We start from the raw sequence: 26,395 nt of genomic DNA, 5'->3' as shown, positions 1-26,395 counted from the left end.
CTGAAGCCGTATTCCACTCTTTTTATTAACCTCGGCCGCCCCGACTTATCCTATTCAGACGGCCCCATCCGACAGGAAATATCAATGGCAGCATTCAATACCCAGAAAGTCTTGTCCGTACACCACTGGACCGACGCTTACTTCACTTTCACCTGCACCCGTGACGAATCCTTACGCTTTGAAAACGGCCAGTTCGTCATGGTCGGCCTGATGGTTGACGGCAAACCGCTGATGCGCGCATACAGCGTGGCTTCGGCCAACTGGGAAGAGCATCTGGAATTTTTCAGCATTAAAGTACAAGACGGCCCATTGACCAGCCGCCTGCAACACCTTAAAGTCGGCGACGATGTCCTCATCAGTAAAAAACCGACCGGTACACTGGTTGCCGGCGACCTGAATCCGGGCAAACACCTCTACCTCTTGAGCACCGGTACCGGCATCGCCCCTTTCTTGAGCATTACCAAAGACCCTGAAATTTACGAGCAATTTGAAAAAATCATCTTGGTTCACGGCGTACGCTACAAAAAAGACTTGGCATACTACGACCGCTTTACCAAAGAATTACCCGAACACGAATACTTGGGCGACTTGGTTAAAGAAAAATTGATTTACTACCCGATCGTTTCACGCGAAGAATATGTACACCAAGGCCGTCTGACCGATTTGATGCGCAGCGGCAAACTCTTCGAAGACATCGGCCTGCCTAAAATCAATCCGCAAGACGACCGCGCCATGTTGTGCGGCAGCCCTGCCATGTTGAAAGACACCTGCAACGTCTTGGACGAATTCGGCCTGACCGTTTCTCCGAAAACCGGTGTCCGCGGCGACTACCTGATTGAGCGCGCATTCGTTGATCAATAACGTACGTCAGCAACAGGCCGTCTGAAACCCTTCTTTCAGACGGCCTAAAACCTTAATAATTTATCCCACATTATGCCTACTCTACTCATTATCCGTCCGTCCAACCGTCCGCAACAAGATATCCAAACCTGCCATGCAGCCGGTTGGCAGGCTCAAGTATTGAGTCCGATTGAAATAGAGGCAGACCGTTCGGCACTAAACAAACTTCCCGAACAATTCAAGCAAGCCGATGTCGTGTTTTGGGTCAGCCCGACCGCTATTGAAACCGCAGCGCCGCACTTGAACTTTTCAGACGGCCCCAAAGCACACATTACCGTCAGCCAAACCAGCCAACATACTTTGGCGCAATTCTCCCCTTATCCCGTATTCTCTCCCGAAGACGGTAACGACAGCGAAGCCGTCTTGGGAATGCCTATTTGGAAAAACCTGCCTCCCAACGCCCGAGTTCTCATTATTCGAGGTCATGGCGGCCGCAATTATTTGGCAGACAAACTAAGCGCACTGGGTTTTCAAATCGACTTCGCCGAAATCTATTTCAGACGGCCACACGCCATCGATTGGCAGCACTTTAAAACCGAAGACATCGCCGCCGCCTACGTTACATCCGGCGAGCTCGCGCGCGAATTTTTCCATCAGATTCCGCCGCAATTTTCCCGATTCTTCGAATCCTTGCTATACTTTACCCACCATCCGCGCATTGCCGATGCGCTTCGCATCGTCGGTGCCAAACATGTAGAAACCGTCACTTCTTTATCCGCTGCACTTTCATCCATACCACAAAGGAGCCAAGCAGTGAACCAAGTCGAAGACAATAAAGATACCCAACAAGTTGCCAATACGGCAGCTTCGGCGCCTGAACGTTCTGAAAACACCAGGCCGTCTGAACAAATCAAACCTACCCAACCTCAGCGAGTGGAGGCGAGCATGCCCGAGTCCAACAATCTCCCACAAAACAACGCCCCTGTTATCATCAAACAATCCGGCGGCAAAGCCTTGGCCGCAGGTGCAACCGTCTTGGCACTGCTTGGCTTGGGCGCGAGCGGATTCCTGTTTGTACAGGGTCAAAATGTTTTAAAAAACCAAGAGCTCGAATTCAACCAAAAAATCGACAAAGCTGCATTGGGCGAATCTGAAAATGCCAGCCTCTTAAAAGACAACCTCAACCGCCAAACCGCTATTCAAGCCGAGTTAGACCGCTTGAACAACGGTCAAAAAAGCAATAGCGATCAAATTCTGCAAACGCAAAAAGCTTATCAAGAGCTGCTCAAAGGCCGTGTCAACTGGCTGGTTGACGAAGCCGAATCCATGTTGAACACAGCTTCGCAACAATTGATGCTGTCAGGCAACCTCCAAGGCGCGGTCAGTGTATTGGAACACATCGACAGCCGCTTGAGCCGTTTTGACCAACCCGAGCTTATCCCCGTCAAACAAGCCATCAGCAATGATTTGGCCGCGCTGAAAAACCGTCCTTATGTCGATATTTCCGCCACTGCCCTGCGTATCGACCGTTTGGAAACCGCCATTTCCGGCCTGCCTTTGGTCTTGGACGGCGTATTGAAACCGGGTGCCGCGCCTGTCGAAACCGCCCATTCAGGAACTTGGTGGGAAAATACATGGGAAAAATCCCTCAATGCCCTCAAAGGCTTGGTTGAAGTCCGTCATCTGGACAGCAACGACGCCATGTTGATTTCGCCCGAACAAACCTACTTCATCCGTGAAAACCTGCGCCTGCGCCTTTTGGATGCGCGCATTGCCCTGTTGCAACACAACGGCGAAGTGTATCAAAGCGATTTGAACAACGTTGAAGCAACCGTGAAGCAATACTTCGACAGTAAATCCCCTGCTACCCAGTCATGGCTGAAAGAGTTGGCCGAACTCAAAGCCCTTGATGTCCGCATGATTTCAGACGATAGCCTGAAAGCCAGCTTGAGCGCCGTTCGCGCTTATCAAGAAGGTTCGCGTACACAAATGACAGCTGAAGAAACTGCACCAACCCAAGCCGCCGATAAAACCGTTTCCGCTCCGGCGGTAGCTACCGAGCAAGCCACAACTGCCGCACCGGCCGCCGCTTCTGCCCCTCAATCTCTGGAAGCACCTGCATTGCCGTCTGAAAACAAAAAAGAACCGCCCGCCGAAGCTGCCAAACCACAAAACCAAACCAAGCCTGCTGCCAAAATTAAAGGAGAGCAAGCATGAAAACCGTCGTTTGGATTGTCATTCTGTTTGCCGCCGCTGTCGGTTTAGCGTTGGCTTCCGGCATTTATACAGGCAATGTGTACGTCGTGGTTGAGCAAACCATGCTGCGCATCAATCTGCATGCCTTTGTTTTAGGCCTGCTGTTGAGCGTATTCGTCTTGTATTTCCTGATTAAATTCGTGTTCGGCCTCTTGAACCTTCCGGCGCGTATGCAACGCTTCGGCATTGCCCGCAAAGGCCGTCAGGCTTCCGCCTCTTTGAACAGCGCAGGTCTGGCATATTTTGAAGGCCGTTTTGAAAAAGCCGAACAAGAAGCCGCCAAAGTCTTGCAAAACAAAGAAGCCGGCGACAACCGCACCCTGGCTTTGATGTTGGGCGCGCACGCGGCCGACCAAATGGAAAACTTCGAACTGCGCGACCGCTACCTGCACGAAATCGAACACCTTCCGCAAAAACAACAGCTTTCCCGTCATCTTTTGCTGGCCGAATCCGCACTGGGCCGCCGCGATTATCCGACTGCCGCACAAAATCTTGAAGCCGCAGCCAAAATCAACGGCAACTTAAGCCGCCTGGTGCGCCTGCAATTGCGTTATGCCTTTGATCACGGCGATGCTTCAGATGTCTTAGCAAAAGCGGAAAAACTGGTCAAAGCCGGCGCCATCAACGATTACGAAGCAGAACAGTATCAAAACTGGGCATATCGCCGCCTCTTGAGCGAAGTAACCGATGCAGGCCGTCTGAAAGCCTATTTGAAACAGATTCCCGAAAACGTGAAATCTGGCGAATTGTGCGTCGCGATTGCCGAGAAATACGAGCGTTTGGGCTTGTATGCCGAAGCGGTCAAATGGGTAAAAACCCATTATCCGCAAAACCGCCAGCCCGAGCTTTTGGAAGCATTTGTCGAATCCGTTCGTTTCCTAAGCGAGCGCGACCAGCAAAAAGCCATCGATTTGGCAGATTCTTGGTTGCAGGAACAACCGGACAATGCGCTACTGTTGATGTATCTCGGCCAACTGGCTTACGGCCGCAAACTTTGGGGCAAAGCCCAAGGCTACCTCGAAGCCAGCATCGCCCTGCAACCCAGCGTATCTGCACATTTAGTCCTAGCGCGCGTGTTTGATGAAACCGATCAGCCGCAAAAAGCGCAAGAACAACGCAATCTGGTTTTGGAAAGCGTGGCCGAGGAAGAACATCCGGCAGCCCTTCCTCAACCAAATTGATGTGCCGGCTTCGCATTAACAACTCATGAAATCTTTCATACCAGCTTTTATTTAATTATTTCAGACGGCCTGAATAAACAACTAAGGCCGTCTGAACTTTGTTCCAACATACCAAATCAGAAAGCCTATTTATCATGACTGCTCTGAAAAACGATACTTTCCTCCGCGCTCTGCTCAAACAGCCTGTCGAATACACGCCCATCTGGATGATGCGCCAAGCCGGACGCTATCTGCCTGAATACAAAGCCACGCGCGCACGCGCAGGCAGCTTTCTCGATTTGTGCAAAAACACCGAGCTGGCGACCGAAGTTACCATCCAGCCTTTAGACCGCTTCGATCTGGACGCAGCGATTCTGTTTTCCGATATTCTGACCGTCCCCGACGCCATGGGTTTGGGTCTGTACTTTGCCGAAGGCGAAGGCCCAAAATTTGAACGCGCCTTGCAACACGAAGCCGACATTGCCAAATTGCAGGTTCCCGACATAGAAAAACTGCAATACGTCTTTGATGCAGTGACTTCCATCCGTAAAGCACTGGATGGCCGAGTTCCGCTGATCGGCTTCTCAGGCAGCCCGTTCACACTCGCCTGCTACATGGTCGAAGGAGGCAGCAGCAAAGAATTCCGCACCATCAAAACCATGATGTATTCGCGCCTTGATTTGCTGCATAAAATCCTCGACACCAATGCCCAAGCCGTTACCGCTTATCTCAATGCCCAAATCGATGCCGGCGCACAAGCCGTACAAATTTTCGACACTTGGGGCGGCGTGTTGAGTGATGCCGCATTTAAAGAATTCAGCCTGAAATATATCCGTCAAATCGTAGCCGGACTCAAACGCGAAAGCGAAGGCCGCCGCGTGCCTGTTATCGTATTTGCCAAAGGTGGGGGCTTATGGCTGGAAAGCATGGCAGAAATCGGCGCAGACGCATTAGGCTTGGACTGGACCTGCAACATCGGCGAAGCCCGCCGTCGCGTCGGCGAACAAGTTGCCCTGCAAGGCAACTTCGACCCGTTTGCCCTCTTCGGTACGCCCGAATCTATCCGCACCGAAGTTGCGCGCATCCTTGCCGACTACGGCAACGGCAGCGGCCATGTATTCAATCTCGGCCACGGCATCAACCAACACGCCGACCCCGAACACGCCAAAATTCTGGTCGATACCGTACACAAATTGTCCCGTCAGTATCACCGTTAATTAAAGCAACTCAAAGGCCGTCTGAAAGCAAAAACACAATTATCGTGTAAATTTGTTTTCAGACGGTTTTTCTATATACTTAATATTTGAAGCTTGTCGGCCCAAACCTTCAAATTGAAAAACCCAACCACTCCCCACCGAATATGAATTTCTTAAAAGACATTACCTGGACCGAGATTTTTATCTTCGCCCATACCTGCGCCGCACTCGCCTGCATGCTGCGCGTGTTGTACAAACAAAAAAACATCGGCTCAACCTTTGCCTGGCTGATTATCCTCTTCCTTTTCCCCGTATTCGGAACCATCGCCTACATCCTCATCGGCGAGCCGCGTCTCGGTACGGCCCGCGCCAAACGTACCGGCGAAATGAACCGTTTCTACCGCAACTTTGCCGCCGCCCACCTTACCGATATGTATCTCGATATTGCCGACCAAGTGAAATCACGTTACCACGGCATCAGTAAAGTTGCCGAAAAAGGAACGGGGCTGGGTGCAACCCGAGGCAACGCCATGAGCCTGCTCTCAACCACCGACACCATCATCGACAGCATGCTTGCCGACATACGCGGCGCAGCCCATTCCTGCCTGTTGGCCTTTTACATTATCGAACCCAAAGGCCGCATTGAAGAAATTCTAAATGAAATCCTTGCCGCCAAAGCTAGAGGCGTAGACTGCGCCATACTGGCCGACGCCGTCGGCAGCAGGAGCTTTCTTGAAAGCGATTGGGTAGAGAAACTGCGCCAAGCCGGCGTTGAAGTACATACCTCATTACCTGTCGGCATCTGGCGTACATTATTCACACGCACCGACCTGCGCAACCACCGTAAAATCCTCGTTATCGACAGCAAAATCGGTTACACCGGCAGCTTCAACCTCGTCGATCCGCGCTACTTCAAACAAAACTCAGGCGTCGGCGAATGGATAGATGCCATGATGCGTTGCACAGGGCCTATGGTACTGGAGCTGTCAGCCGTCTTTTTCGCCGACCTTGCCGTCGAAACCGATAAAAACCTCCAAAACGTACAAACATACCTCAACCAAGCAAAAAACCTGCTGCCCCAAATCCTTCCCGAAAAAATGCAACAAGGCAATATTGTTGCCCAAATCATTCCCTCCGCCCCCGAGCAAAGCAGCTTCGTCATCTACGAAACCATCATCAGCGCCATCTATGCCGCTACCAAACAAATCACAATTACCACCCCCTACTTCGTCCCCGACGAGCCGCTTCTCATGGCATTAACCGTCGCCGCCAAACGCGGCGTCAAAGTAACCCTGATACTGCCCGCCAAAGTCGATTCACTGATGGTACGTTACGCCTCACGCGCCTACTACCCTATGCTGCTGGAAGCCGGCGTCAAAATCGCCATGTTTGAAGGTGGGCTTTTACATGCCAAAACCTTGACCATAGACGAAGACTACTCCCTCTTCGGTACGGTCAATATGGACATGCGCAGCTTCTTCCTCAACCTCGAAATCAGCCTCGCCATCTACGATCGCGACACCACCAAACAAATCTGCAACCTCCAACGTGACTACCTCAAAAACAGCAGCTACATTGCCATCAAATCATGGCAACAACGCTCCAAACTCCGCGGCCTCGTGGAAAATGCCGTCCGCCTGATGAGCCCTTTGCTGTAAAACATAAATATTTAGGCCGTCTGAAAAGTACTTTTCAGACGGCATTTTTATACAGAAACAGATTAACCAGCGATACCAACTCACAAAATCAAAGTCAGGTTTGTTTTCAAATCTATTTTAATTACTATAAATAATTTATCTTGTTTTTACAGCTCTGCTTTCTACCCAATTAGATTAATAGTATAGAATACGGATAATTTTTCATAATATTTAATATATTCAGATTGTTAACCTATTAAATTATCTCAGGAGCAATTATGTTCAAAATAAAATTCAAATTGTGGCTGCCAATGCTGTTAGCTGCAATTTTAGCTGCTTGTTCCCAGCAATCTCCTTCATCTGAAGCTCCTGCACCAGCAGATTCAGAAATAGCCAATCAAAGCGTAGAAACAGCAGAAAAACTAGGAACCAGCTGGGGAGATGAAGTACAGTCTTCCGTTCATTCCGTAGATTTGCGCCGTGTCACGAAAAACCCTTTGGCAGAAGGCGTATTGAACTACTCTGCTAAAGATTATCGGGGTAAAAAAATCAACTCGATTTCTTTAGCAGCAGGCAAAGTGGAATTATCCGTGCAATCTGACAATGGCGACCTGTTTCCAATCTTCCGCGACGGTAGCAACTACTTTTTGCAAGGTAAAGACGGTCAGTCATACCGTTTGGTTTATAAGAACAATAGCAATAAAACTTTGGAAATTATAGCCAGTGTAGATGGTTTGGATGTCATCTCAGGCCAGGCTGCCAGCAGATACTCAGATGGCTATGTTCTGTACCCACATGATTCACTGGTAATCGAAGGTTTCCGTAAAAGTGATGATGCTGTAGCATCTTTTGTATTCAGCAACCCAGAAGACTCTTACGCTGCAAACTCGGATAAGGGCTCCATCAAAAATACAGGTGTAATTGGTACAGCGATTTTTGAACTATACGATCCGACGCAAAAAAATAGCGAACCTGACGCATTCCCAGCCGATAATGGATATGCCCAACCACCTTCCAAATAAACAAGCCTCACAAACTGCATAGTTAAGCTTGTTAAACTTAAAGGCCGTCTGAAAAACACTTTTCAGACGGCCTTTTAAAACACTTATGCACAATATTTATCATCGATAAATATTCAACTCATCCCTTTTCTTCAGTTTCAAAAAAGTAAGCCTCAACATATTTTCTCTCAAAATAGTTTTACAAAATTTAACCATAAATAAACCAATTGATATTTATAAAAATATCCAAACTACAAATCAAAATGAGACCAATATGTTCTTTTACATTTATTTGTAGTTTGATAATCATTATTAAAATAATTAGAATAAACGGTCAATTTTTTTATTCCTTGGGAAAAATCATGAATAAAACCTCTTTTCCTGTATTCCGCCTTAGTCTCATTACACTCGCACTATCAACAGGCTTCGCCCATGCCGAAAATACGCACCCCGCAGAAACTGCCGAACTGAATGAAATTAAGGTTACCGGTACCGCCGTACCGACCCGCGTTACCCGCAACCAGCTTGACCGCGAAACTTCGACCGATTTGAAACAAGTCATGAAAGACCAAATCGGTATGGATGTCGGCGGCGGCAACGGCGTGGCGCAGTTTTACAGCATCCGCGGCGTCGGCGAAGACAAGATTAATCTGGAAGTGGACGGCACCAGCCAATCCACCAAAATCTTCCACCACCAGAGCCGATTCCAGCTTGACCCCGCTTTGGTGAAAAGCATCAACGTCGAAAAAGGCACAGGCGCGGCGAGCGCGGGCTTGGGCGCGGTCGGCGGTACCATCCGCGTAACGACGGTTGACGCGAAAGACCTGCTGACCGACGGCAAACCTTTCGGTTTCAAACTCGGCGCGGGCTTGAGCAGCAATAAAGGCTCAACCGGCAACGCGGCGGTTTACGGCTATCAAAACGGCTTCGATGCCCTGTTTGCGGGCAACTTCCTCAATAACCGCGACTACAAAGACGGCAACGGCGATGTCAACCGCGGCAGCCGTCTGAAACAGCACAGCTACCTCGCCAAACTCGGCTATGACTTCAACGACGACCACGGCATCCGCCTGACCTACCGTCAGGAATACCAAAAAGGCAACCGCACCGACAAAGCCGAGTTCCAAAATGTTGACAGCTACGTCGGCGTGGACGGTACTTACCAAAAAGAGCAATCCTACAATCTGGAATACCGCGGCCGCAACGTCGGCTTCCTCGACAAAATCGACGCCAACGTCTTCCAAATCAACACCGACGACACCAAGCCGCCTAAAGGCGCGCCTTCCCCGAAAGCCCACGCCTCCGGCACGGCTCAAGGCGGCGTTCCCATCGGTCAGCTTGAGTTGAGCAAAATCAAAGCGACCGGCGCGAATTTAAACCTCGCCAGCTCCTTCGGCGACGGACACATGGTGAAATACGGCGTCAACTACCGCCACGAAACCTCCGAGCCGTCCGACAAAGGAGCATGGCTGAAGATTCTCGGTCTGTATGACCGCGACAAAGAGAAAAAAGCCGAATACGGCGTGTACGCGGAAGGCATCTGGAACCTGCACCCCGTTACCCTGACCACCGGCCTGCGTTACGACCATTTCAAATACAACGCCGCCAGCAGACAAAGCGCGTCGCACGGTCAGCTCAACCCCAGCATTGGCGCGATTTGGGACATCAACGACAACTTCTCGCTCTTGGCAAACCTCAATCAGGCAAGCCGCGCGCCCCGCCTGAACGAAGCCCTGTTGGCTAACGAACGCGCAGGCGCCGCTGCCGATTTGGACAGCAACCTCAAAGCCGAAACCGCCCACCGTGCCGAACTCGGCTTCAGATGGCGCAACGACAACTTCAACGTCAGCGGCAGCGTGTTCCACCAACGCATCAAAGACCTCATCGTCTATCGTTGGGCAAAAATCAACAACAACACCGCCTCCATCACCGAGCGCGGCAAGATTTACAACGGCGGCACGCTCAAAACCTACGGCTACGAACTTGACGCATCCTACCGCTGGGGCGGTCTGACCGCGCGCGCCGGCGTATCCTACGTCAAACCGCGTCTGAACGGCGAAATGTACTACGGCGAAAGCCCGATTCAAGCCGAAGACCACGAAAGCTCGTTCACCTTCTGGAACACCGGCCGCCAATGGCTGACCGGTCTGTCTTACCAGTTTGAAAACCCCAAACTTGAAATCGGCTGGCGCGGCCGCTACGCCCAAAGCGTGAAATACACCGACGTCGCCCGCGGACAAGGCACGATACACGGCAAGAAATCAGGCTACGGCGTACACGACATCTACGCCAACTGGCAGCCGCTGAAAAAAGACAACCTGAACGTCAACTTCGCCGTCAACAACATCGGCAACAAGCAATATCGTTCGCACAGCCAACGCTTCCCCGACGGCAACGGACGCGTGCCCTTCTACGAACGCGGCCGCGAGTTTGCCTTGGGCGTGAACTATCGTTTCTGATAATACGAACGACGTTATAAAGAAGCCAAAGGCCGTCTGAGATTCAATTTTCAGACGGCCTTTTATAATTCGTAGACAATTTGATTTTAAAGTATTTCCTCTCCCTTGCTAGTTACACAACGGATTATCCAGTCTTCAAATCGTCTCCATTGGACTTCTTTTCCGAATCGGTCATGATTTGATTCCTTCTGAAAACTGACTACTCATTCTTCCAATATAAATAACATCTTACATAGATCATCTCCAGTACCTCTAAAAAATAAAGGCTGTATTTTTACATTTAACCATGACGTTGGAGATTGATTCTATTTGTGTGTTTAAAAAATACAATACAAATATTAATTACACTTTTGCTGTAAACCATTTGACAAAGTCATTTTAAAGGCTATAATATTTCTCATATATGATTTTTATTATATATGTTTATTTATAGACAATTCATTCTGAAACAAGGAGCAATAAAATGAAACGAAACTTGGGTACTTTGGATCGCGTAATCCGTATTGTTATCGGCGTAGCGCTGATTGCTGCAACCGCTACCGGACAAATTGGCTGGTGGGGTTGGCTGGGCATCGTCCCTCTGGGCACAGCACTGATTGGCAACTGCGCACTGTACAGCTTATTGGGCATCAACACCTGCCGCATCAACAAAAAATAACGAAGACAAAACATGAGTACGGTCGGACAACTCCCGCGAATTACGCCTTCCGAAGCCACGGCAAAAATCCGTGAGGACGCGTTGGCAGTCGATATCCGAAGCCAAGCCGAATATCGGGGCGGGCATATTGGCGGTGCATTATCCCTTCCGCCTGAACAGCAGCGAGACAAACTGCCCGATGATACAGCCCCATGCCTGATTTTTTATTGCCTGAGCGGCAAACGTACAACACGGGCAGAAACAATATTGTCAGTGCTTGGCCAAGGTCGAGAATGCTATATTCTAGAAGGAGGCTTACAGGCATGGAAGGCTGCAGGGCTTCCTACTGTTGCCGACCGTGCCGCACCGGATATCATGCGGCAGGTGCAAACCATTGCGGGCAGTTTGATTCTGTTGGGCGTGCTGGCAGGTTGGCTGGTATCGCCTTGGTTTTATCTGATAGACGTGATGGTCGGTGCAGGCCTATTAACGGCCGGACTAACCGGATTCTGTGGCATGGCAAGCCTGCTGGCCAAAATGCCATGGAATCATTAAGCAAAGGCCGTCTGAAAGTTGCTGCTGAGGACATTATGACTGATAATTCGACCTCCTCATTTGCCGAAAAGCGTGAAAAATGACTATTGCCGACAATCAACCACCCTACGAAGAAGCCAGCGCTTTTCTCAAACTACTGGCCAATCCCAACCGCCTCGCCGTATTGTGCAAACTACATGAAAGGCCGCACAATGTAACTGAGTTGGCTGAATCATCCGGACTGCCGCAAGCGGCAATGTCCAGCCAATTAGCCCTACTACGTGAAGCCGGTTTGGTATCGTTTGAAGTGAACCATCGGGAACGGCAGTATTACATTGCCGACCCGAGGGTAACCGAGATGATACAGTTGCTGTATTCCTTTTTCTGCGCAAAAAAATCTTGAAATGTTATCGAAATAGGATAGTCAAAAAATCTATCCATTTATAATTTTAAAGGCCGTCTGAACCTTTTTCAGACGACCTTTATTGTATTTTTAGTCTTGCCATATCATCTCGCGTTTAGAACCATAAGTAATCTTCTTGATATTGTTTTCAAGAGCAATTTCTTTATCTAATGTTCCTGAGTATTCCGAACCTGCTAATTTTTGAAATAAAGTAATATTCAGCTCATCGTTGCGGCTAGTTGTTTTGATATCTGAAATGCCCATTGCACTATTGCATAATAAGCCTGTCAAATGAACCTGCCTATAATCCTTAGCATCATTGACAGTAATTTTGAAATTCCCAATATCATCCAACTTGATTTCGTCATTGGCAAAAAAGCAGCCGGACAATATCAAGCCGGTAATACCCAGCATAGCTACCTTAATTTTCATCGTCATTTTATCCTTCGATAATGAGATAAACCTTCTACAATAACGATTTGTTTTAACATTTTCTATTCCTTTACTGATTTAGATTAAAAAAGAAAGACTACTCCGGTTTAGGGAATAGTCTTTCTAGAAACACTTATTATTAATTCAAATCGCAAATGTTTCCGTTCTTAAAGTACTTCTCTGCTGCTGGATCAGAGATCACTGCAGGGATATTGTACTTGTAACTGAAAGTATTGCTCTTTATATGCTCTTGAATAGCACTTGGTTCGAATAGACCCATTAACTTACCTTGGTAGGTTTGTGGGTCTTGGATGTAGGATTTATATACAGAGTCATGGTGCGACCAATCGGTAACCGTTTCCGTAAAGGCTAAGCCTTGCACTGCTAAGCGATTACCCAACTCACCGTTTACTAAACGACGTGGGTCTGTGTAAACGATCGAGTGACCAGTATTATCATCGACGATACCACCTACGTTAACCTCTGCCAAGACATTGTAATTCAAGTCCTGATAGCGTTTAAAGCCCGCTGTGGTCATGCTTGCTAGGCGGTTACCTACTTTATCAAAAGTAGGGTACTTCTCAGGACGTTCTACAAAGTCACGACGTATGTTTTGGCCCTGATTGGTAATAACAAACTCGTAAGGATGCTCCTTAGAGTAGTGTCCAGAAATAGCAGGACCAGCAATAGCAAAACCGCTACCAATAGAACCATTACCGCAAGAGTAAATGACCATGAACTCACTTCCGTCGTCATTCTTACCAACATACCTCCAGGTAGGTCCGAATTTCTGTACTGCATCGTAGAAGTTCGGATCCCGAGTGTCAGCCCCATGGAACTCCCAACCATTATTGAACTCTTCATCTGGTTGGAGATTTGCTGGAACTGGATCACCATAACCCAAATCTTCTTCAGACATTTCTGGTGTTTCAGAAGCTGCGGCTTCCTTAACAGTAGCAGTAGACCCAGCAGCAGAAGCCGCTTTTGCAGCTTCTTTAACTTCTTTGCTTTCACAGCCAGTAATGGCAGCGATTACCAATAAAGCGATTAATAATTTTTTCATGATAAGATTCCCTTTATACAAAAGTTATTTTAAGATTAAAAGGTTGAGTGTTAGTTATTCTTCAGATTGGTCTTTAAAGTCAAGAACCATCCGAATCAAATCAAGCTTACGGCGAAGAGATTTAGCTTCAGAAGCATCTTCTAATGTGCCGTCAAAATTGCCATCCATAACAATACAGTATCTCTCAACAAATCTCCATCATTGAAGTCGACAATACGCAATTTAAAATTCTTTAGAATCATAAATAAAGGCTTGAAGAGAATTTTCAGACGACCTAAACGACGGTTTTACCCCTATTTATCCTGTTTATTGACAAGGCTCCAATGAGAAAAGCAGATGTAGGTCGGATTCTAGAATCCGACAGCTTCATACGGGAGATTTTGTCGAATACCAGTATCCGACCTACAAATTTTGGATAATAAAAGGTCGTCTGAAAATCGTTTCAGACGGCCTTTTCTTAACCTTTCTACTTCACCATCACCCTTTCTTTCAAAGTCTTCAATACGTTCTTCACCGTATTAATCCGCACTTCGATATTTTCCATCTCTGCGGTAAATCGCAGCTTATCCGCGCCGGCAAGGCAGTATTTTTTGTCGTTTTGAATCAGCAGGATGATTTCGGTTGGATCGACATTGTTGTTTTTGCCAAAAGTTACCGTTACCGCTTCGCTGGTCGCATCAATGGCATCTATGCCTAATTCTTTTGCCGCAAGCCGTAAGTGGTGGCTTTCGATAAGGGTTTTGACGGGTTGTTCGGGCAGGCCGAAGCGGTCAACCAGTTCTTCGTGTATGGCGTTGATTTGCTGCACGGTTTCGCAGACGGCGAGGCGTTTGTAGAGGACGAGGCGCTCGTGGATGTCGGGGCAGTAATTTTCGGGCAATAATGCCGGGCTGTGCAGTTTGATTTCGGTGGTGATGCCCAGCGGTGCGTCGAGGTCGGGCTGGCGGCCTTTTTTGAGGTCGCGCACGGCTTGTTTGAGCATTTCGGTGTAGAGCGTGAAGCCGACCTGTATCATTTCGCCGGATTGCCCTTCGCCGAGGATTTCGCCTGCGCCGCGGATTTCCAAATCCTGCATGGCGAGGGTGAAACCTGCGCCGAGTTCGTCTGCCGCCGCAATGGCGTCGAGGCGTTTTTCTGCATCTTTGGTGATGTATTCGGGCGTGAGCAGGTAGGCGTAGGCTTGGTGGTGGCTGCGGCCGACGCGCCCGCGAAGTTGGTGCAGTTGCGCCAGTCCGAATTTGTCGGCGCGGTTGATGATGATGGTGTTGGCGTTGGGAATGTCGATGCCGGTTTCGATGATGGTGGAACAGAGCAACACGTTAAACCTTTGCTGCAAAAAGTCGCGCATGACTTGTTCCAGCTCGCGCTCGCGCAGTTGTCCGTGCGCCACGCCGATGCGGGCTTCGGGCAACAGGGTTTCCAGCCGCTCGCGCATGTTTTCGATGGTATCCACTTCATTGTGCAGGAAAAATACCTGCCCGCCGCGTTTGAGTTCGCGCAGTACGGCTTCGCGCACGCTGCCTTCGCTGAAGGATTTGACAAAGGTTTTGACGGCGAGTCGGCGGCTGGGCGCGGTGGTAATCAGTGAGAAGTCGCGCAGGCCTTCGAGCGCCATGCTGAGGGTGCGCGGAATCGGCGTAGCGGTCATGGTGAGGATATCGACATTGGCGCGCAGGCGTTTGAGCTGCTCTTTTTGGCGCACGCCGAAGCGGTGTTCTTCATCGATGATCACTAAACCTAAGTTTTTGAATTTGATGTCGTCCTGCACCAGTTTGTGTGTGCCGATAACGATATCGACCGTACCGTCCGCCATGCCTTCCAGCACGGCTTTGGTGGCTTTGCTATTGTTGAAACGCGAAAGGCTGGCGACTTTTACAGGGAAATCGGCGAAGCGGTCGGCGAAATTTTGCGCGTGCTGCTCGACCAGAAGCGTGGTCGGGGCGAGTACGGCGACTTGTTTGCCGCCCATTACCGCCACAAACGCGGCGCGCAGGGCGACTTCGGTTTTGCCGAAACCGACATCGCCGCACACAAGGCGGTCCATCGGCTTCGCCTGTGTCAAATCTTTCATCACGGCGGCGATGGCGGCGGCCTGGTCTTCAGTTTCTTCGTAGCCGAAGCCGTCGGCAAACGCCTGATAGTCCATCTCGTTGATTTCAAACTTGTGTCCCGATTGGGCTGCGCGTTGGGCGTAGAGGTTGAGCAACTCGGCGGCGGTGTCGCGCGCTTTTTCGGCGGCTTTACGTTTCGCCTTGTTCCACGCGCCGCTGCCGAGCTTGTGCAGAGCGACGTTTTCATGCGCCTGACCGGAGTAGCGGCTGATTAAATGCAGTTGCGAAACAGGTACATAAAGCTGCGCTTCGCCCGCGTATTCGAGCAACATCATTTCGTTGGTTTCGCCGCCCAAATCCATCGTTACCAAGCCCATATATCGGCCGATGCCGTGTTCCTCGTGCACGACGGGATCGCCGATATTGATTTCGGCAAGGTCGCGCAACAGGCCGTCTGAAACAGCGGCGTGTTTCTTGCGATGATGTTTGCGCGAGCGGGCAACGTATTGATAAAGATCGGATTCGGTAATAACCGCGATGTTTTGATCTTCTAATTTAAACCCGTATGCCAACGGCGCCACTGTAATCATTAGCGGCTCGTGCGCCGATAAAAAGCCCTGCCAGTCGGATACAGGTTTGGCTTTCAAACCGTTTTGCTGCAAGAAGCCGAGCATGGTTTCGCGCCGTCCCAGACTTTCGGCGCACAGCAAAATCCGTCCGTCAAAGGCTGTCTGAAAATCCTTCAATGCCTGCAAAGGCTCGTCGGATTGGCGGTTGACGGCAAGATCGGGCAAGGTGTGTTCTTTGCCGGAAACATCGGGCAGCACTTGTCCGTAGTTTTTCAGACGACCTGCGAACACATCGGCAGAGAGATACAAATGCTGTGGAAGCAAAGGCGGATAGGTTTCGTCGCCCTGCGCCATGGCGTAACGCGATTTGACGTCGCTCCAAAAACGGTTTGCCTCGGCGTGAACATCGCCCAAAGAGACAAACAGCGCGTCTTCGCCGATATAGTCAAACAGCGTTTCCAGCTCGTTTTCAAAAAACAGCGGCAGATAATATTCCACGCCCGCGCCGAAGTGTCCGTTGCTGACGGCTTTGTACACAGCGGCATCGTTCGGATTGCCATCGACTTCCTCGCGGAAGCGGCTGCGGAAGATTTTTTGTGCTTCGCTGTCGGTGGGGAACTCGTGCGCCGGCAGCAGGCGGATTTCGGAAACGGGCGAGATGGTGCGCTGCGTTTCGGTGTCAAAGGTTTTGATGCTGTCGATTTCATCGTCGAACAAATCGATGCGGTAAGGCATTTCGCTGCCCATCGGGAACAAATCGACAATCCCGCCGCGCACGGCAAACTCGCCCGCCGCGACAACATGGGAAACATGGTTGTAGCCCGCATCCACCAAATCGGTTTTCAGACGACCTATATCCAAAGTCTGCCCCGTTTTCAGCCAAAACGTGCGCCCCGCCAAAAACGGCACGGGCGGCAGCTTCTGCATTGCCGTGGCAACCGGCACAAACAACACGTCCGCCGCTCCGCTCTTAATCTGCCACAACGCAGACAAGCGTTCCGACACCAAGTCCTGATGCGGCGAAAAACGCTCGTAAGGCAGCGTTTCCCAGTCCGGCAGGAACACCGCCGTATCGTGCGGACGGAAAAACCGCCAGGCCGTCTGAAGGCGTAGCGCCTGTTCCGCATCTTGGGTCAAGACAACCTTGAGCTGCTTATGCGGCAGATAACGCGCCAGAGCCAAGGGCAGCGAGCCTTGCGAAAGATTGAGCCAACGGGATTTTTCACGGGGTTTGGGAATCGGATAGGTCATGACAAAACAGTTTGTAAGTAATAAGTAAATACAAGCACCATAGGCCGTCTGAAAAATTTTCAGACGGCCTTTAGCGATCAAATCAATTTTCAATTTTACTGGATACAGGTTTAAAAGAGTATAAGGCCTTACATTCAGACGGCCACTCCAGCCAGTTTTCCAATAAACCCAGTTATCACCAATGCCGCAACGCCCCACAGGCACACGCGCAAAACGGCGGGAACGACAGGCGCGCCGCCCAGTTTGGCGGAGACATAGCCCAGTAATGCCAGTCCGCACAAAGTGGAGACTGCCAATGCAGGGACAATGGCACCAGAAGCTGTCAACGCGATCAGTAAAGGCAAAATCGCTCCGGCACAAAATGAAGCGGCAGAAGCCAGCGCAGCCTGCATGGGACGGGCGGCAGAGGCTTCGGTAATGCCGATTTCGTCACGCGCGTGGGCGGCGAGTGCATCGTGTTCCATCAAGGCTTTGGCCACCTCTGCGGCGAGCGGGTCGGACAAACCGCGGCGGCGGTAAATTTCCGTCAGCTCTTCCAACTCCGCATCAGGATTATTTGCCAATTCGTAGCATTCTTTGTGCAAATCGGCTTTTTCCGTATCCGATTGGCTGGACACGGAAACGTACTCCCCCGCCGCCATTGACACTGCGCCCCCAATAAGCGCCGAAACGCCCGTCAACAGCAGGGTTTGGAAATCTGGCGCAGCAGCGGCTACGCCCGTCAACAGCGAGGCAGTGGAAATCAGGCCGTCATTGGCACCCAATACGCTTGCCCGAAGCCAGTTGTTGCGGTCGCTGAAATGGCGTTCGCTGTGGTGTGAATACATATATGCTCCGATAAATTGGCGATGTCCAGATGATGATAACATTGTATTGTTTTTTGAAATCAATGTCAGTTTATCCCTTCAAATCAAGCATTCTTAAATCTTTCTGCTACCATTTCAAACTATAAAAACCAACACTCTTCTCTGGATTTTTTCAGACAGCCTTAACGCTTTTACAAGCAAATTTATTGTTCCAAGTCATGGCATTATCACAAGGCAGTTTTGTATTGCTTGGTTTATCGGCTTAAAGATGCTATCTTTATGAATCTTTCCACTCCTCAATCCATTGAAAGGATGTATCATGTCCGAAGAAAACAAAATCAAAGTAAACGATTTGCCTGAAGATAAAAAAGAGCAAACCGAAGAAACCGAGCTGCCCGTTATCAACAACGAAGAAAAACGCGGCGGCCATGGCGAAGGCGGTTGCTGCGGCGCATGCGGCGGCTAATCTTCCCGATATAGTCCCAAGGCCGTCTGAAAAGTCTTACTTTTCAGACGGCCTTTTCTTTTCTAAACAATAACAGGTAAATGAATGAAAGGACGAAGTAAGGGAATTTAAACCTTGCCGCGTTTGTGCTACATTCATATCTTTACAAACCACAACAATCTGCACACGCAGACACACAAGGAAGAAAAAAATGTTTTGGTATATCGTTGGTTTTTTCGCCTTCATCGTTTCCCTGCTTTCCCTTTGGGTCAATGCCAGCGCATTCGGCATGGAAGAGGATGGCACGCCGCAATCTGAATATGAAAAAATGTTGGGACTGGGTGCGAAATTGAAAGATAAAGAGACAGCCGCAAAAGAGCGTGAAGCGGCACGTTTTCACCCTGACGATTAAGCCTTACCGACTGGACAATCTTGCCGAACTGGGCTAATGTTCCAAACGCATAACGCACACCAACACAACTATACGAGAAGGTAAGAGAAATGACTGTACGAATCGAACACGATTTATTGGGCGACCGCGAAATCCCCGCCGATGTTTATTGGGGTATCCACACGCTGCGCGCCATTGAAAACTTTAAAATTTCCACGCAAAAAATTTCCGACGTACCGCAATTTGTCCGCAGCATGGTCATGGTTAAAAAAGCCACCGCGCAAGCCAACGGCGCATTGGGTGCCATCAAGCCGGAAATCGCGGCCGCCATCGAAAAAGCCTGCGATGAAGTATTGGTCAAAGGCCGCTGCCTCGACCAATTCCCGTCCGATGTTTATCAAGGCGGCGCCGGTACTTCGGTCAACATGAATACCAACGAAGTCATTGCCAACCTCGCATTGGAAGTCTTGGGTCACGAAAAAGGCCACTACGACATCGTCAATCCGATGGACCATGTCAACGCCAGCCAATCCACCAACGACGCCTATCCTACCGGCTTCCGCCTTGCCGTGTATTACAGCATCGGCGAATTGCTCGAAAAACTGGCTATCCTGAAAAACGCCTTTGCTGCCAAAGCCGAAGAGTTTAAAGACGTTTTGAAAATGGGCCGCACCCAGCTTCAAGACGCCGTACCGATGACGGCCGGACAAGAATTCCAATCTTTCCAAGTGTTGCTGGAAGAAGAAATCCTCAACCTCGACCGCACCCGCTCCCTGCTGCTTGAAGTCAACCTCGGTGCCACCGCCATCGGCACAGGCGTGAATACACCCAAAGGTTATGCGGCTTTAGTCGTTGAGAAACTCTCCGAAGTCAGCGGCCTGCCTTGCAAACTGACTGAAAACCTGATCGAAGCGACCTCCGACTGCGGCGCATATGTAATGGTACACGGCGCACTGAAACGCACAGCCGTCAAACTGTCCAAAATCTGTAACGACTTGCGCCTGCTCTCTTCCGGCCCGCGCGCCGGTTTGAAAGAAATCAACCTGCCTGAATTGCAGGCCGGTTCGTCCATCATGCCGGCCAAAGTCAATCCCGTAATTCCTGAAGTCGTCAACCAAGTGTGCTTCAAAGTCATCGGCAACGACACCACCATCACTTTCGCAGCCGAAGCAGGTCAGTTACAGCTGAACGTCATGGAGCCGGTCATCGCCCAATGTATGTTTGAAACCATTTCCCTCTTGGGCAACGCCGCGGTCAACTTGTCCGAAAAATGCGTCAAAGGCATTACGGTCAACCGCGAAATCTGCGAACGCTATGTTTTCAACTCCATCGGTTTGGTTACTTACCTGAACCCATACATCGGCCACCACAACGGCGATTTGGTCGGCAAAATCTGCGCCCAAACCGGCAAAGGCGTACGCGAAGTCGTACTGGAGCGCGGCCTGTTGAGCGAAGAAGAGCTCAACCGCATCCTCTCACCAGAAAACCTGATGAATCCGCACCTGTAACCAGGGTTTAAAATCAAAGGCCGTCTGAAACTTTACTTTTAAAATTTCAGACGGCCTTTTCATATTCATATTGATGCTTAATCGATTTTTTCTGCGAAGTTCAAAATTAAAAGATAGCCTAACCGCAGGGTTTGATTTAACATGGTGCTGCCCTATCCTGTTTCCTCCCCCAATTCATGCAAACCGGATATCGGCAAAACGGTCAAAATAACATCTTCATTTATTAGGAAAAACCAATGAGTAAAATTACACGCGAACAAATGCTGCAAGTATTCGAAAATCGCTGCTCCACCCGTTATTACGATCCCGACAAAAAAATCAGCCAAGAAGATTTTGCAGCAATTTTAGAATTTGCCCGCCTCTCGCCCAGCTCTGTCGGCTCCGAGCCATGGAAATTTTTGGTTATCCAAAACAAAGTCTTGAGAGAAAAGCTCAAACCTTTCAGCTGGGGTATGCAATCGCAACTGGACGACTGCAGCCATCTGGTTATTATCCTTGCCAAGAAAAATGCCCGTTACGATACCCCGTTCTTCCGCAGCGTTGCCGAACGCAGGGGCTTGCAAGGCGAGCAGCTGGAAAAAGCGTTGGCAAAATATAAAAGTTTTCAGGAAACTGACATAAAAATTGCCGACGACCAACGCGCGCTCTTTGACTGGAGCGGCAAGCAAACCTATATTGCTTTGGCCAATATGCTCACTGGCGCAGCCGCCATCGGCATCGATTCCTGCCCAATCGAAGGCTTCAACTACGACAAAATGAACGAAGTATTGGCGGCAGAAGGCCTGTTTGATGCCAACGAATGGGGCGTATCCGTAGCGGCAACATTCGGCTATCGCGCCAAAGAAATCACCAAAAAATCACGCAAACCAATTGAAGAAATGGTGACTTGGGTTGAATAAGCGGTTTGGATTTTCAGGGCGGCGAATACCGCCCTTTTATTTTTTTCTAAAAGAGAAGCAAATTCCGTAACAACAAAGACTGCTAAAAATCCAAATAAAAAGGCCGTCTGAAACCCTGTGTCAGAAATCCTAGATTTCATTTCACAACGTTTCAGACGGCCTTGTTTAATACGCTACTGCTTAGAACGATACTTTCAAACTGCCGTAGAAAGCACGGCCATGTTCATTGTATGTTTGTGCGCCATTACCAGTGCGGTACAGTTTTTTATTGAACAGGTTGCTGACACCGCCACGGACGGCCACGCGTTTGTTCCAGTTGTAGCCGGCATTGATGCCCCAAATACCGTAAGAGCCGACTTGAGCTTGACTATCGGACAGCTTGGCAATATTACCTTGTCCGTTCAGCTCAACGTCATTTATGGCAACGCTACGTGGTTTAGTACGGCCGTAATGCGTGAAGGTCAAGTTAGCATCGACACGTTCGTTTGGCATCCAAGCTAATGTGCTATTGATTGTATATTTAGGAATCAATGATAAGGGATTGCCTTTTGCATCAACTGATTTACGCATATAGGTAAAATTATTGCTCCATTTCAGAGTGTCATGCAGAGGCAATACAAGGTTACCTTCTATACCTTCGACGGTTGCTTTAGGTGAATTTGTCCATTCAAGCAACCAGTTGCCATTGTTGTTGACGGCAAGTGCACGTTCCCCAATGACAATTTTATTACGGTAGGCATTATGAAAATAGGTAGCGGAAGCCTGCCAGCCGTTGCGAGTAAATTCGACACCAATTTCTTTGTTCAGACTGGTTTCAGGCTTCAGATTGGCATTACCCATGTAATAGCAGCTCAGGCTGCGTCCACCCGCCACCAACGGACAGCCAAGACCCCGTGTATATAAAAGAAATTCGGGATTGCTCTGATACAGGTTTGGCGCTTTATACGCACGGGCAATACCGCCTTTGACCAACCAGTTTTCACCGATTTGTTGCGAGAAGTTTAATGCAGGACTCCAGTTACTACCGCTGGCGCTGTTGTGGTCGAAACGGAGTGCAGGAATTAAATGAGTTTTATCGGTTAGCGAGATGTTATCTTCAACGTAGGCTGCCCAGTTGCGTTGGGAAGTTTTACCGCCACGATGTTCCGATACGCCGGGGAAGGTGTTGACAACCTTGCGTGGCGGTTGACCAGAACGACCGGGAATAATATCTGTCAGACTTTGCGAGTTGGAGGCGGGGTCGTCCAGTTTACTGTCGGTAAATTCCGCGCCGACTGTTAAGACGTTGTCTACACCGAGTTGGAACGGAATATTGGCTTCGCTGCTGAAACGCAGGTTTTTCAGACGGCTTTGAACAAAATCCAGACCTGTATAACTGCCTTCCGGTCCACCGGCCAAACCCTCGGGCAGATGGCTGTTGACTGTATGTTCGTAGCTGATAATATTTTTTGTGTCACCCCATTCCCATGCTCCATCGTGGGTAAGCGAGAAAGCAGAACGGTAAAGGCGGGCAGTTTCGGCTTTGGAATTGACTAGGCCGTCATACAATGCCAATGTTTTGGATGGTGGATTACTGTTTTGCGTATCGCCATTGTAGATATTGCCCTGACGACTGTAGCTGCTGTCTAAAATCAATGTTTGCGCAGGGCTGATTTTCCATTGCAGACGGCCGGCAATGTCTTTATTGCGTACGCCTTCAACACCAGCCGTAACCAACTTTCCACTACGTCCTGCATTGATATCGGCCGCATCTGCATCCGTTTTATTCAGGTTGCCGTAAATGCGGAAGCCCAAAGTATCTTGAATAATTGGGCCGCTCAAATTGAAGCCGATACGGCGGGTTGCGCCTTCTTTGCTGTCTTGCGGCTGATTGGCGTAAAGATTGACCTGGCCTTTAAATTCTTTAGACACTTTTTTGGTAACGATATTGACCACGCCGCCCATCGCGCCGGAGCCGTAACGTGTTGCAGCCGGACCGCGCAAAACGGTAATGGATTCAATTTCTTCAACCGGCACCCAGTTGCTGTCGCCGCGCGTATTGCGTTCACCGCGCATACTGATACGCTCGGACTGGCGCGAATTTACAGGCTTGCCGTCAATCAGAATCAATGTGTTTTCAGGGCCCATACCGCGCAAGTCGATTTGGCGTTTGTTGCCGCGCTGACCCGTCGCTGTATTGCCGGTCAGGTTGACGCCCGGCATGGTGCGGACAAATTCGGAAATATCGTTGACGGCCGGACGCTTGTCGATATCATCTTTTGAAATACGCGACACGCCCAGCGACTGTTGCAGTTGCTTCTCGGCAGTAACGTAAACGGTATCGACTTCAGCCTGTTCGGCAGCTTTCTCTTCAGCAGCGTGAGAGAATGCGCTGATTAATGCCAAAGGCAAAATGGCGAGTGTGAATGTTTTCATTGCATCGTTTCTCTTTAACTTTGTTTATTAAAATCAAAATAAAAATTATTCGGGATTTTAAATAAACTTAACAGAGTTTTCAATGCAATTAAGAGTGATTTACAATTATTCGTTAAATTAAGCCAATAAAAATAACCAAATGCCTAATAATTAAAAAGGCCGTCTGAACCGGCATGAAAGGGAATCTGAGATTCCTATCATACCGGTCCAGACGGCCTTATTCAAATTTTAATTATTTGCCTGCTGCTTTTTGCAAAAGGGCATACAATTCGTCTTTGAGTTTGAGTTTGGCTTTTTTCAGCTCCTCGATTTCTTCGGAGCCGCTGGTTACCACGTTATTCACCAAACCGGTAATTTTATCGTCCAGCTCGTTGTGCTCCTCAAACAAACGGGCAAAGTGTGCATCCTCTTGTTTCAGTTTAGAAATCAGATCGCGATATTCTGGAAACATTTTGTTTTCCTCTCTTGTTAATTAAATAAAAAAGTACTGCTGCCAAAAACTAGGACGAATTAATCTTTAGCTTCATTATAACAAACACGGGCGTTTTATCCAGTCTTTTTTAAGTCGAAACTGTTTTATGTCAAAATTAACAATATCACCATCAGCCATCGTCCCAATGGAAAGAAACGGGTTTATAGACGGTTTGCCGACTTGGGCATACAATCGGGCTTATGCGTTTACACAATGGCCGAACCACCCTATTCCGTCATATCAACGGCATGGACGGACAATTTATCCTGCTTGAAAACCATCCATCATGGATGCCGGTCAATGATGCCGATTTCAACCATGCCGCGCCCCTGCCCGACGGCTTGGCCGTGCACGAAGAATCGTTTTATCCATTTGAAAAAATAGATGCCGCCGAATCGGCAGACAATATCAAAATCTTCAGCGAAGAAGCCCTGCGGCTGGAGAAAGAGCGTTTAAATGCAGCTGCCATGGCCGAGCTGGCAAAAAATCTTCAAGCAGCCCAAGCCGAAGCCGATTTGGCCGCGCTTTTGGAAAAAATGGATTTTCATTTAAAACAAGACGATATTTTCAAATGAACCCTTCAGCTCTAGGCCGTCTGAAACCAAACGCCTGACGAAATTGTTGACAATGTAAGAAAAATAGTTCATCTTGAACCAATCTGCAGTACTCCATCCCTTATTTTCAGCCCAACACAAAGGAACCGAGAACATGTTTTCAAAAAGCGTTACCCTCGCACAATATGACCCCGATCTGGCAGCCGCCATCGCCCAAGAAGACCAACGCCAGCAAGACCATGTCGAGCTGATTGCTTCAGAAAACTACGTCAGCTGCGCCGTTATGGAAGCCCAAGGTTCGCAATTGACTAACAAATACGCCGAAGGCTATCCGGGCAAACGCTACTACGGCGGCTGCGAATACGTCGATATTGTCGAACAATTGGCGATTGACCGCGCTAAAGAATTGTTTGGCGCAGAATATGTCAACGTCCAACCGCACTCCGGCTCCCAAGCCAACCAAGCCGTATATGCTTCAGTTTTGAAACCGGGCGACACCATTTTGGGCATGTCTCTGGCACACGGCGGCCACCTGACCCACGGCGCCAGCGTCAATATTTCCGGCAAACTCTACAACGCCATTACCTATGGCTTAGATGAAAACGAAGTCCTCGATTACGCCGAAGTCGAACGCTTGGCGCTTGAACACAAACCCAAAATGATTGTGGCCGGTGCATCTGCCTACGCGCTGCAAATCGACTGGGCGAAATTCCGCGAAATCGCCGATAAAGTCGGTGCATACCTCTTTGTCGACATGGCGCACTATGCCGGTCTGATTGCCGGTGGCGAATATCCTAACCCGGTGCCATTCTGCGACTTCGTAACCACCACTACCCACAAAACCCTGCGCGGTCCTCGCGGCGGCGTGATTTTGTGCCGTGACAATACCCACGAAAAAGCGCTGAACTCTTCCATCTTCCCAAGCCTGCAAGGCGGCCCGTTGATGCACGTTATCGCTGCCAAAGCCGTAGCGTTTAAAGAAGCGTTGCAACCCGAGTTCAAACAATACGCAAAACAAGTGAAAATCAATGCCGCAGCAATGGCGGAAGAGTTGGTTAAACGCGGTTTGCGCATCGTTTCCGGCCGCACCGAAAGCCACGTTTTCCTCGTTGACCTGCAACCGATGAAAATTACCGGCAAAGCCGCCGAAGCCGCTTTGGGCAAAGCACACATCACCGTCAACAAAAACGCCATCCCGAACGATCCGGAAAAACCATTCGTTACCTCCGGCATCCGCATCGGCTCCGCCGCCATGACCACACGCGGCTTTAACGAAGCCGACGCGCGCGTATTGGCGAACTTGGTTGCCGACGTATTGGCTAACCCTGAAGACGAAGCCAACCTCGCCAAAGTCCGCGAACAAGTGACTGCTTTGTGCAATAAATATCCGGTTTACGGCGCATAAGCATTTCGCCT

General features: G+C 49.4%; 22 protein-coding genes and 1 pseudogene. 17 read left to right on the top strand and 6 right to left on the bottom strand.

The features are described from left to right. The first annotated feature begins 84 nt into the window (after window positions 1-84). From RRV97_RS02105 to RRV97_RS02055, 11 genes and pseudogenes are all read left to right on the top strand, one after another. Complete coding sequence (locus RRV97_RS02105; RefSeq protein WP_101755163.1) at window positions 85-861, top strand: ferredoxin--NADP reductase; 777 nt, start codon at window positions 85-87, stop codon at window positions 859-861. Between the two features lie 72 nt (window positions 862-933). Beyond that, window positions 934-1,569: pseudogene (locus RRV97_RS02100) on the top strand (uroporphyrinogen-III synthase); the annotation flags it as partial. 216 nt (window positions 1,570-1,785) lie between these two features. Further along, complete coding sequence (locus tag RRV97_RS02095) at window positions 1,786-3,057, top strand: uroporphyrinogen-III C-methyltransferase (RefSeq protein ID WP_315612224.1); 1,272 nt, start codon at window positions 1,786-1,788, stop codon at window positions 3,055-3,057. After that, window positions 3,054-4,277, top strand: coding sequence for a heme biosynthesis protein HemY (locus RRV97_RS02090; protein ID WP_315611819.1), 1,224 nt, complete (start codon window positions 3,054-3,056; stop codon window positions 4,275-4,277). The genes RRV97_RS02095 and RRV97_RS02090 overlap by 4 nt, the downstream gene beginning before the upstream one ends. A 134-nt stretch (window positions 4,278-4,411) precedes the next feature. Further along, complete coding sequence (hemE, locus tag RRV97_RS02085) at window positions 4,412-5,473, top strand: uroporphyrinogen decarboxylase (protein WP_315611818.1); 1,062 nt, start codon at window positions 4,412-4,414, stop codon at window positions 5,471-5,473. Between the two features lie 143 nt (window positions 5,474-5,616). Further along, window positions 5,617-7,110, top strand: coding sequence for a cardiolipin synthase (gene cls, locus RRV97_RS02080; protein ID WP_204788930.1), 1,494 nt, complete (start codon window positions 5,617-5,619; stop codon window positions 7,108-7,110). Between the two features lie 257 nt (window positions 7,111-7,367). After that, the gene (locus RRV97_RS02075; RefSeq protein WP_036491193.1) at window positions 7,368-8,111 is read left to right on the top strand and encodes a hypothetical protein; all 744 of its coding nucleotides are present in this window, start codon (window positions 7,368-7,370) and stop codon (window positions 8,109-8,111) included. Window positions 8,112-8,452: 341 nt separating this feature from the next. Further along, on the top strand, window positions 8,453-10,549 hold the full coding sequence (locus tag RRV97_RS02070) for a TonB-dependent receptor plug domain-containing protein (RefSeq protein WP_315611817.1): 2,097 nt from the start codon (window positions 8,453-8,455) through the stop codon (window positions 10,547-10,549). Window positions 10,550-11,012: 463 nt separating this feature from the next. Then, window positions 11,013-11,207: a DUF2892 domain-containing protein gene (locus RRV97_RS02065; protein ID WP_296117067.1), complete on the top strand. Its 195-nt coding sequence runs from the start codon at window positions 11,013-11,015 to the stop codon at window positions 11,205-11,207. A gap of 12 nt (window positions 11,208-11,219) precedes the next feature. Beyond that, window positions 11,220-11,741, top strand: a complete 522-nt coding sequence (locus tag RRV97_RS02060) for a rhodanese family protein (RefSeq protein ID WP_315611816.1) — start codon at window positions 11,220-11,222, stop codon at window positions 11,739-11,741. A gap of 79 nt (window positions 11,742-11,820) precedes the next feature. Beyond that, window positions 11,821-12,123 (top strand): ArsR/SmtB family transcription factor, encoded by a 303-nt coding sequence (locus RRV97_RS02055; RefSeq protein ID WP_003746310.1) that lies wholly within the window; start codon window positions 11,821-11,823, stop codon window positions 12,121-12,123. Window positions 12,124-12,213: 90 nt separating this feature from the next. Here the strand turns inward: RRV97_RS02055 and RRV97_RS02050 are convergent, their stop codons facing one another. The 4 genes from RRV97_RS02050 to RRV97_RS02035 form a co-directional block, all read right to left on the bottom strand. Continuing rightward, a complete protein-coding gene (locus RRV97_RS02050; protein WP_315611815.1) occupies window positions 12,214-12,561 on the bottom strand; it encodes a hypothetical protein in 348 nt (115 codons plus the stop codon). 133 nt (window positions 12,562-12,694) lie between these two features. Continuing rightward, window positions 12,695-13,618 (bottom strand): hypothetical protein, encoded by a 924-nt coding sequence (locus RRV97_RS02045; protein ID WP_003746305.1) that lies wholly within the window; start codon window positions 13,616-13,618, stop codon window positions 12,695-12,697. A 466-nt stretch (window positions 13,619-14,084) separates the two neighbouring features. Then, window positions 14,085-17,489 carry a transcription-repair coupling factor gene (mfd, locus tag RRV97_RS02040; protein WP_315611814.1) on the bottom strand — a complete coding sequence of 1,135 codons (3,405 nt, stop codon included), beginning with the start codon at window positions 17,487-17,489 and terminating at the stop codon, window positions 14,085-14,087. A gap of 134 nt (window positions 17,490-17,623) precedes the next feature. Next, on the bottom strand, window positions 17,624-18,316 hold the full coding sequence (locus RRV97_RS02035) for a VIT family protein (protein ID WP_315611813.1): 693 nt from the start codon (window positions 18,314-18,316) through the stop codon (window positions 17,624-17,626). A gap of 298 nt (window positions 18,317-18,614) precedes the next feature. Between RRV97_RS02035 and RRV97_RS02030 the strand changes: the two genes are divergently transcribed. The 4 genes from RRV97_RS02030 (at window position 18,615) to RRV97_RS02015 (ending at window position 21,538) form a co-directional block, all read left to right on the top strand. Next, window positions 18,615-18,761: a hypothetical protein gene (locus tag RRV97_RS02030; RefSeq protein WP_164836719.1), complete on the top strand. Its 147-nt coding sequence runs from the start codon at window positions 18,615-18,617 to the stop codon at window positions 18,759-18,761. Window positions 18,762-18,951: 190 nt separating this feature from the next. Then, window positions 18,952-19,152, top strand: a complete 201-nt coding sequence (locus RRV97_RS02025) for a hypothetical protein (RefSeq protein WP_003746297.1) — start codon at window positions 18,952-18,954, stop codon at window positions 19,150-19,152. Between the two features lie 89 nt (window positions 19,153-19,241). Next, the gene (gene aspA, locus RRV97_RS02020; RefSeq protein WP_315611812.1) at window positions 19,242-20,639 is read left to right on the top strand and encodes an aspartate ammonia-lyase; all 1,398 of its coding nucleotides are present in this window, start codon (window positions 19,242-19,244) and stop codon (window positions 20,637-20,639) included. Between the two features lie 236 nt (window positions 20,640-20,875). Beyond that, window positions 20,876-21,538, top strand: coding sequence for an NAD(P)H-dependent oxidoreductase (locus RRV97_RS02015; RefSeq protein ID WP_315611811.1), 663 nt, complete (start codon window positions 20,876-20,878; stop codon window positions 21,536-21,538). A 180-nt stretch (window positions 21,539-21,718) separates the two neighbouring features. Here the strand turns inward: RRV97_RS02015 and RRV97_RS02010 are convergent, their stop codons facing one another. Both RRV97_RS02010 and RRV97_RS02005 read right to left on the bottom strand, forming a co-directional pair. After that, complete coding sequence (locus tag RRV97_RS02010; RefSeq protein WP_315611810.1) at window positions 21,719-23,953, bottom strand: FepA family TonB-dependent siderophore receptor; 2,235 nt, start codon at window positions 23,951-23,953, stop codon at window positions 21,719-21,721. A 232-nt stretch (window positions 23,954-24,185) separates the two neighbouring features. After that, entirely contained in the window at window positions 24,186-24,404 is a 219-nt protein-coding gene (locus tag RRV97_RS02005; RefSeq protein WP_036491484.1) for a YdcH family protein, read from the bottom strand. Window positions 24,405-24,625: 221 nt separating this feature from the next. Between RRV97_RS02005 and RRV97_RS02000 the strand changes: the two genes are divergently transcribed. Together RRV97_RS02000 and glyA are read left to right on the top strand one after the other, a co-directional pair. Continuing rightward, on the top strand, window positions 24,626-25,000 hold the full coding sequence (locus RRV97_RS02000) for a hypothetical protein (RefSeq protein WP_049322337.1): 375 nt from the start codon (window positions 24,626-24,628) through the stop codon (window positions 24,998-25,000). Between the two features lie 133 nt (window positions 25,001-25,133). Further along, window positions 25,134-26,384 (top strand): serine hydroxymethyltransferase, encoded by a 1,251-nt coding sequence (gene glyA / locus RRV97_RS01995; protein ID WP_036491481.1) that lies wholly within the window; start codon window positions 25,134-25,136, stop codon window positions 26,382-26,384. Window positions 26,385-26,395: the final 11 nt, after the last annotated feature.

It is taken from the genome of Neisseria sp. DTU_2021_1001991_1_SI_NGA_ILE_055 (assembly GCF_032342915.1).
Taxonomy (GTDB): domain Bacteria; phylum Pseudomonadota; class Gammaproteobacteria; order Burkholderiales; family Neisseriaceae; genus Neisseria.
The sequence above is the reverse complement of the archived record's forward strand: the minus strand, read 5'-3'. Positions and strand labels throughout refer to the sequence as shown.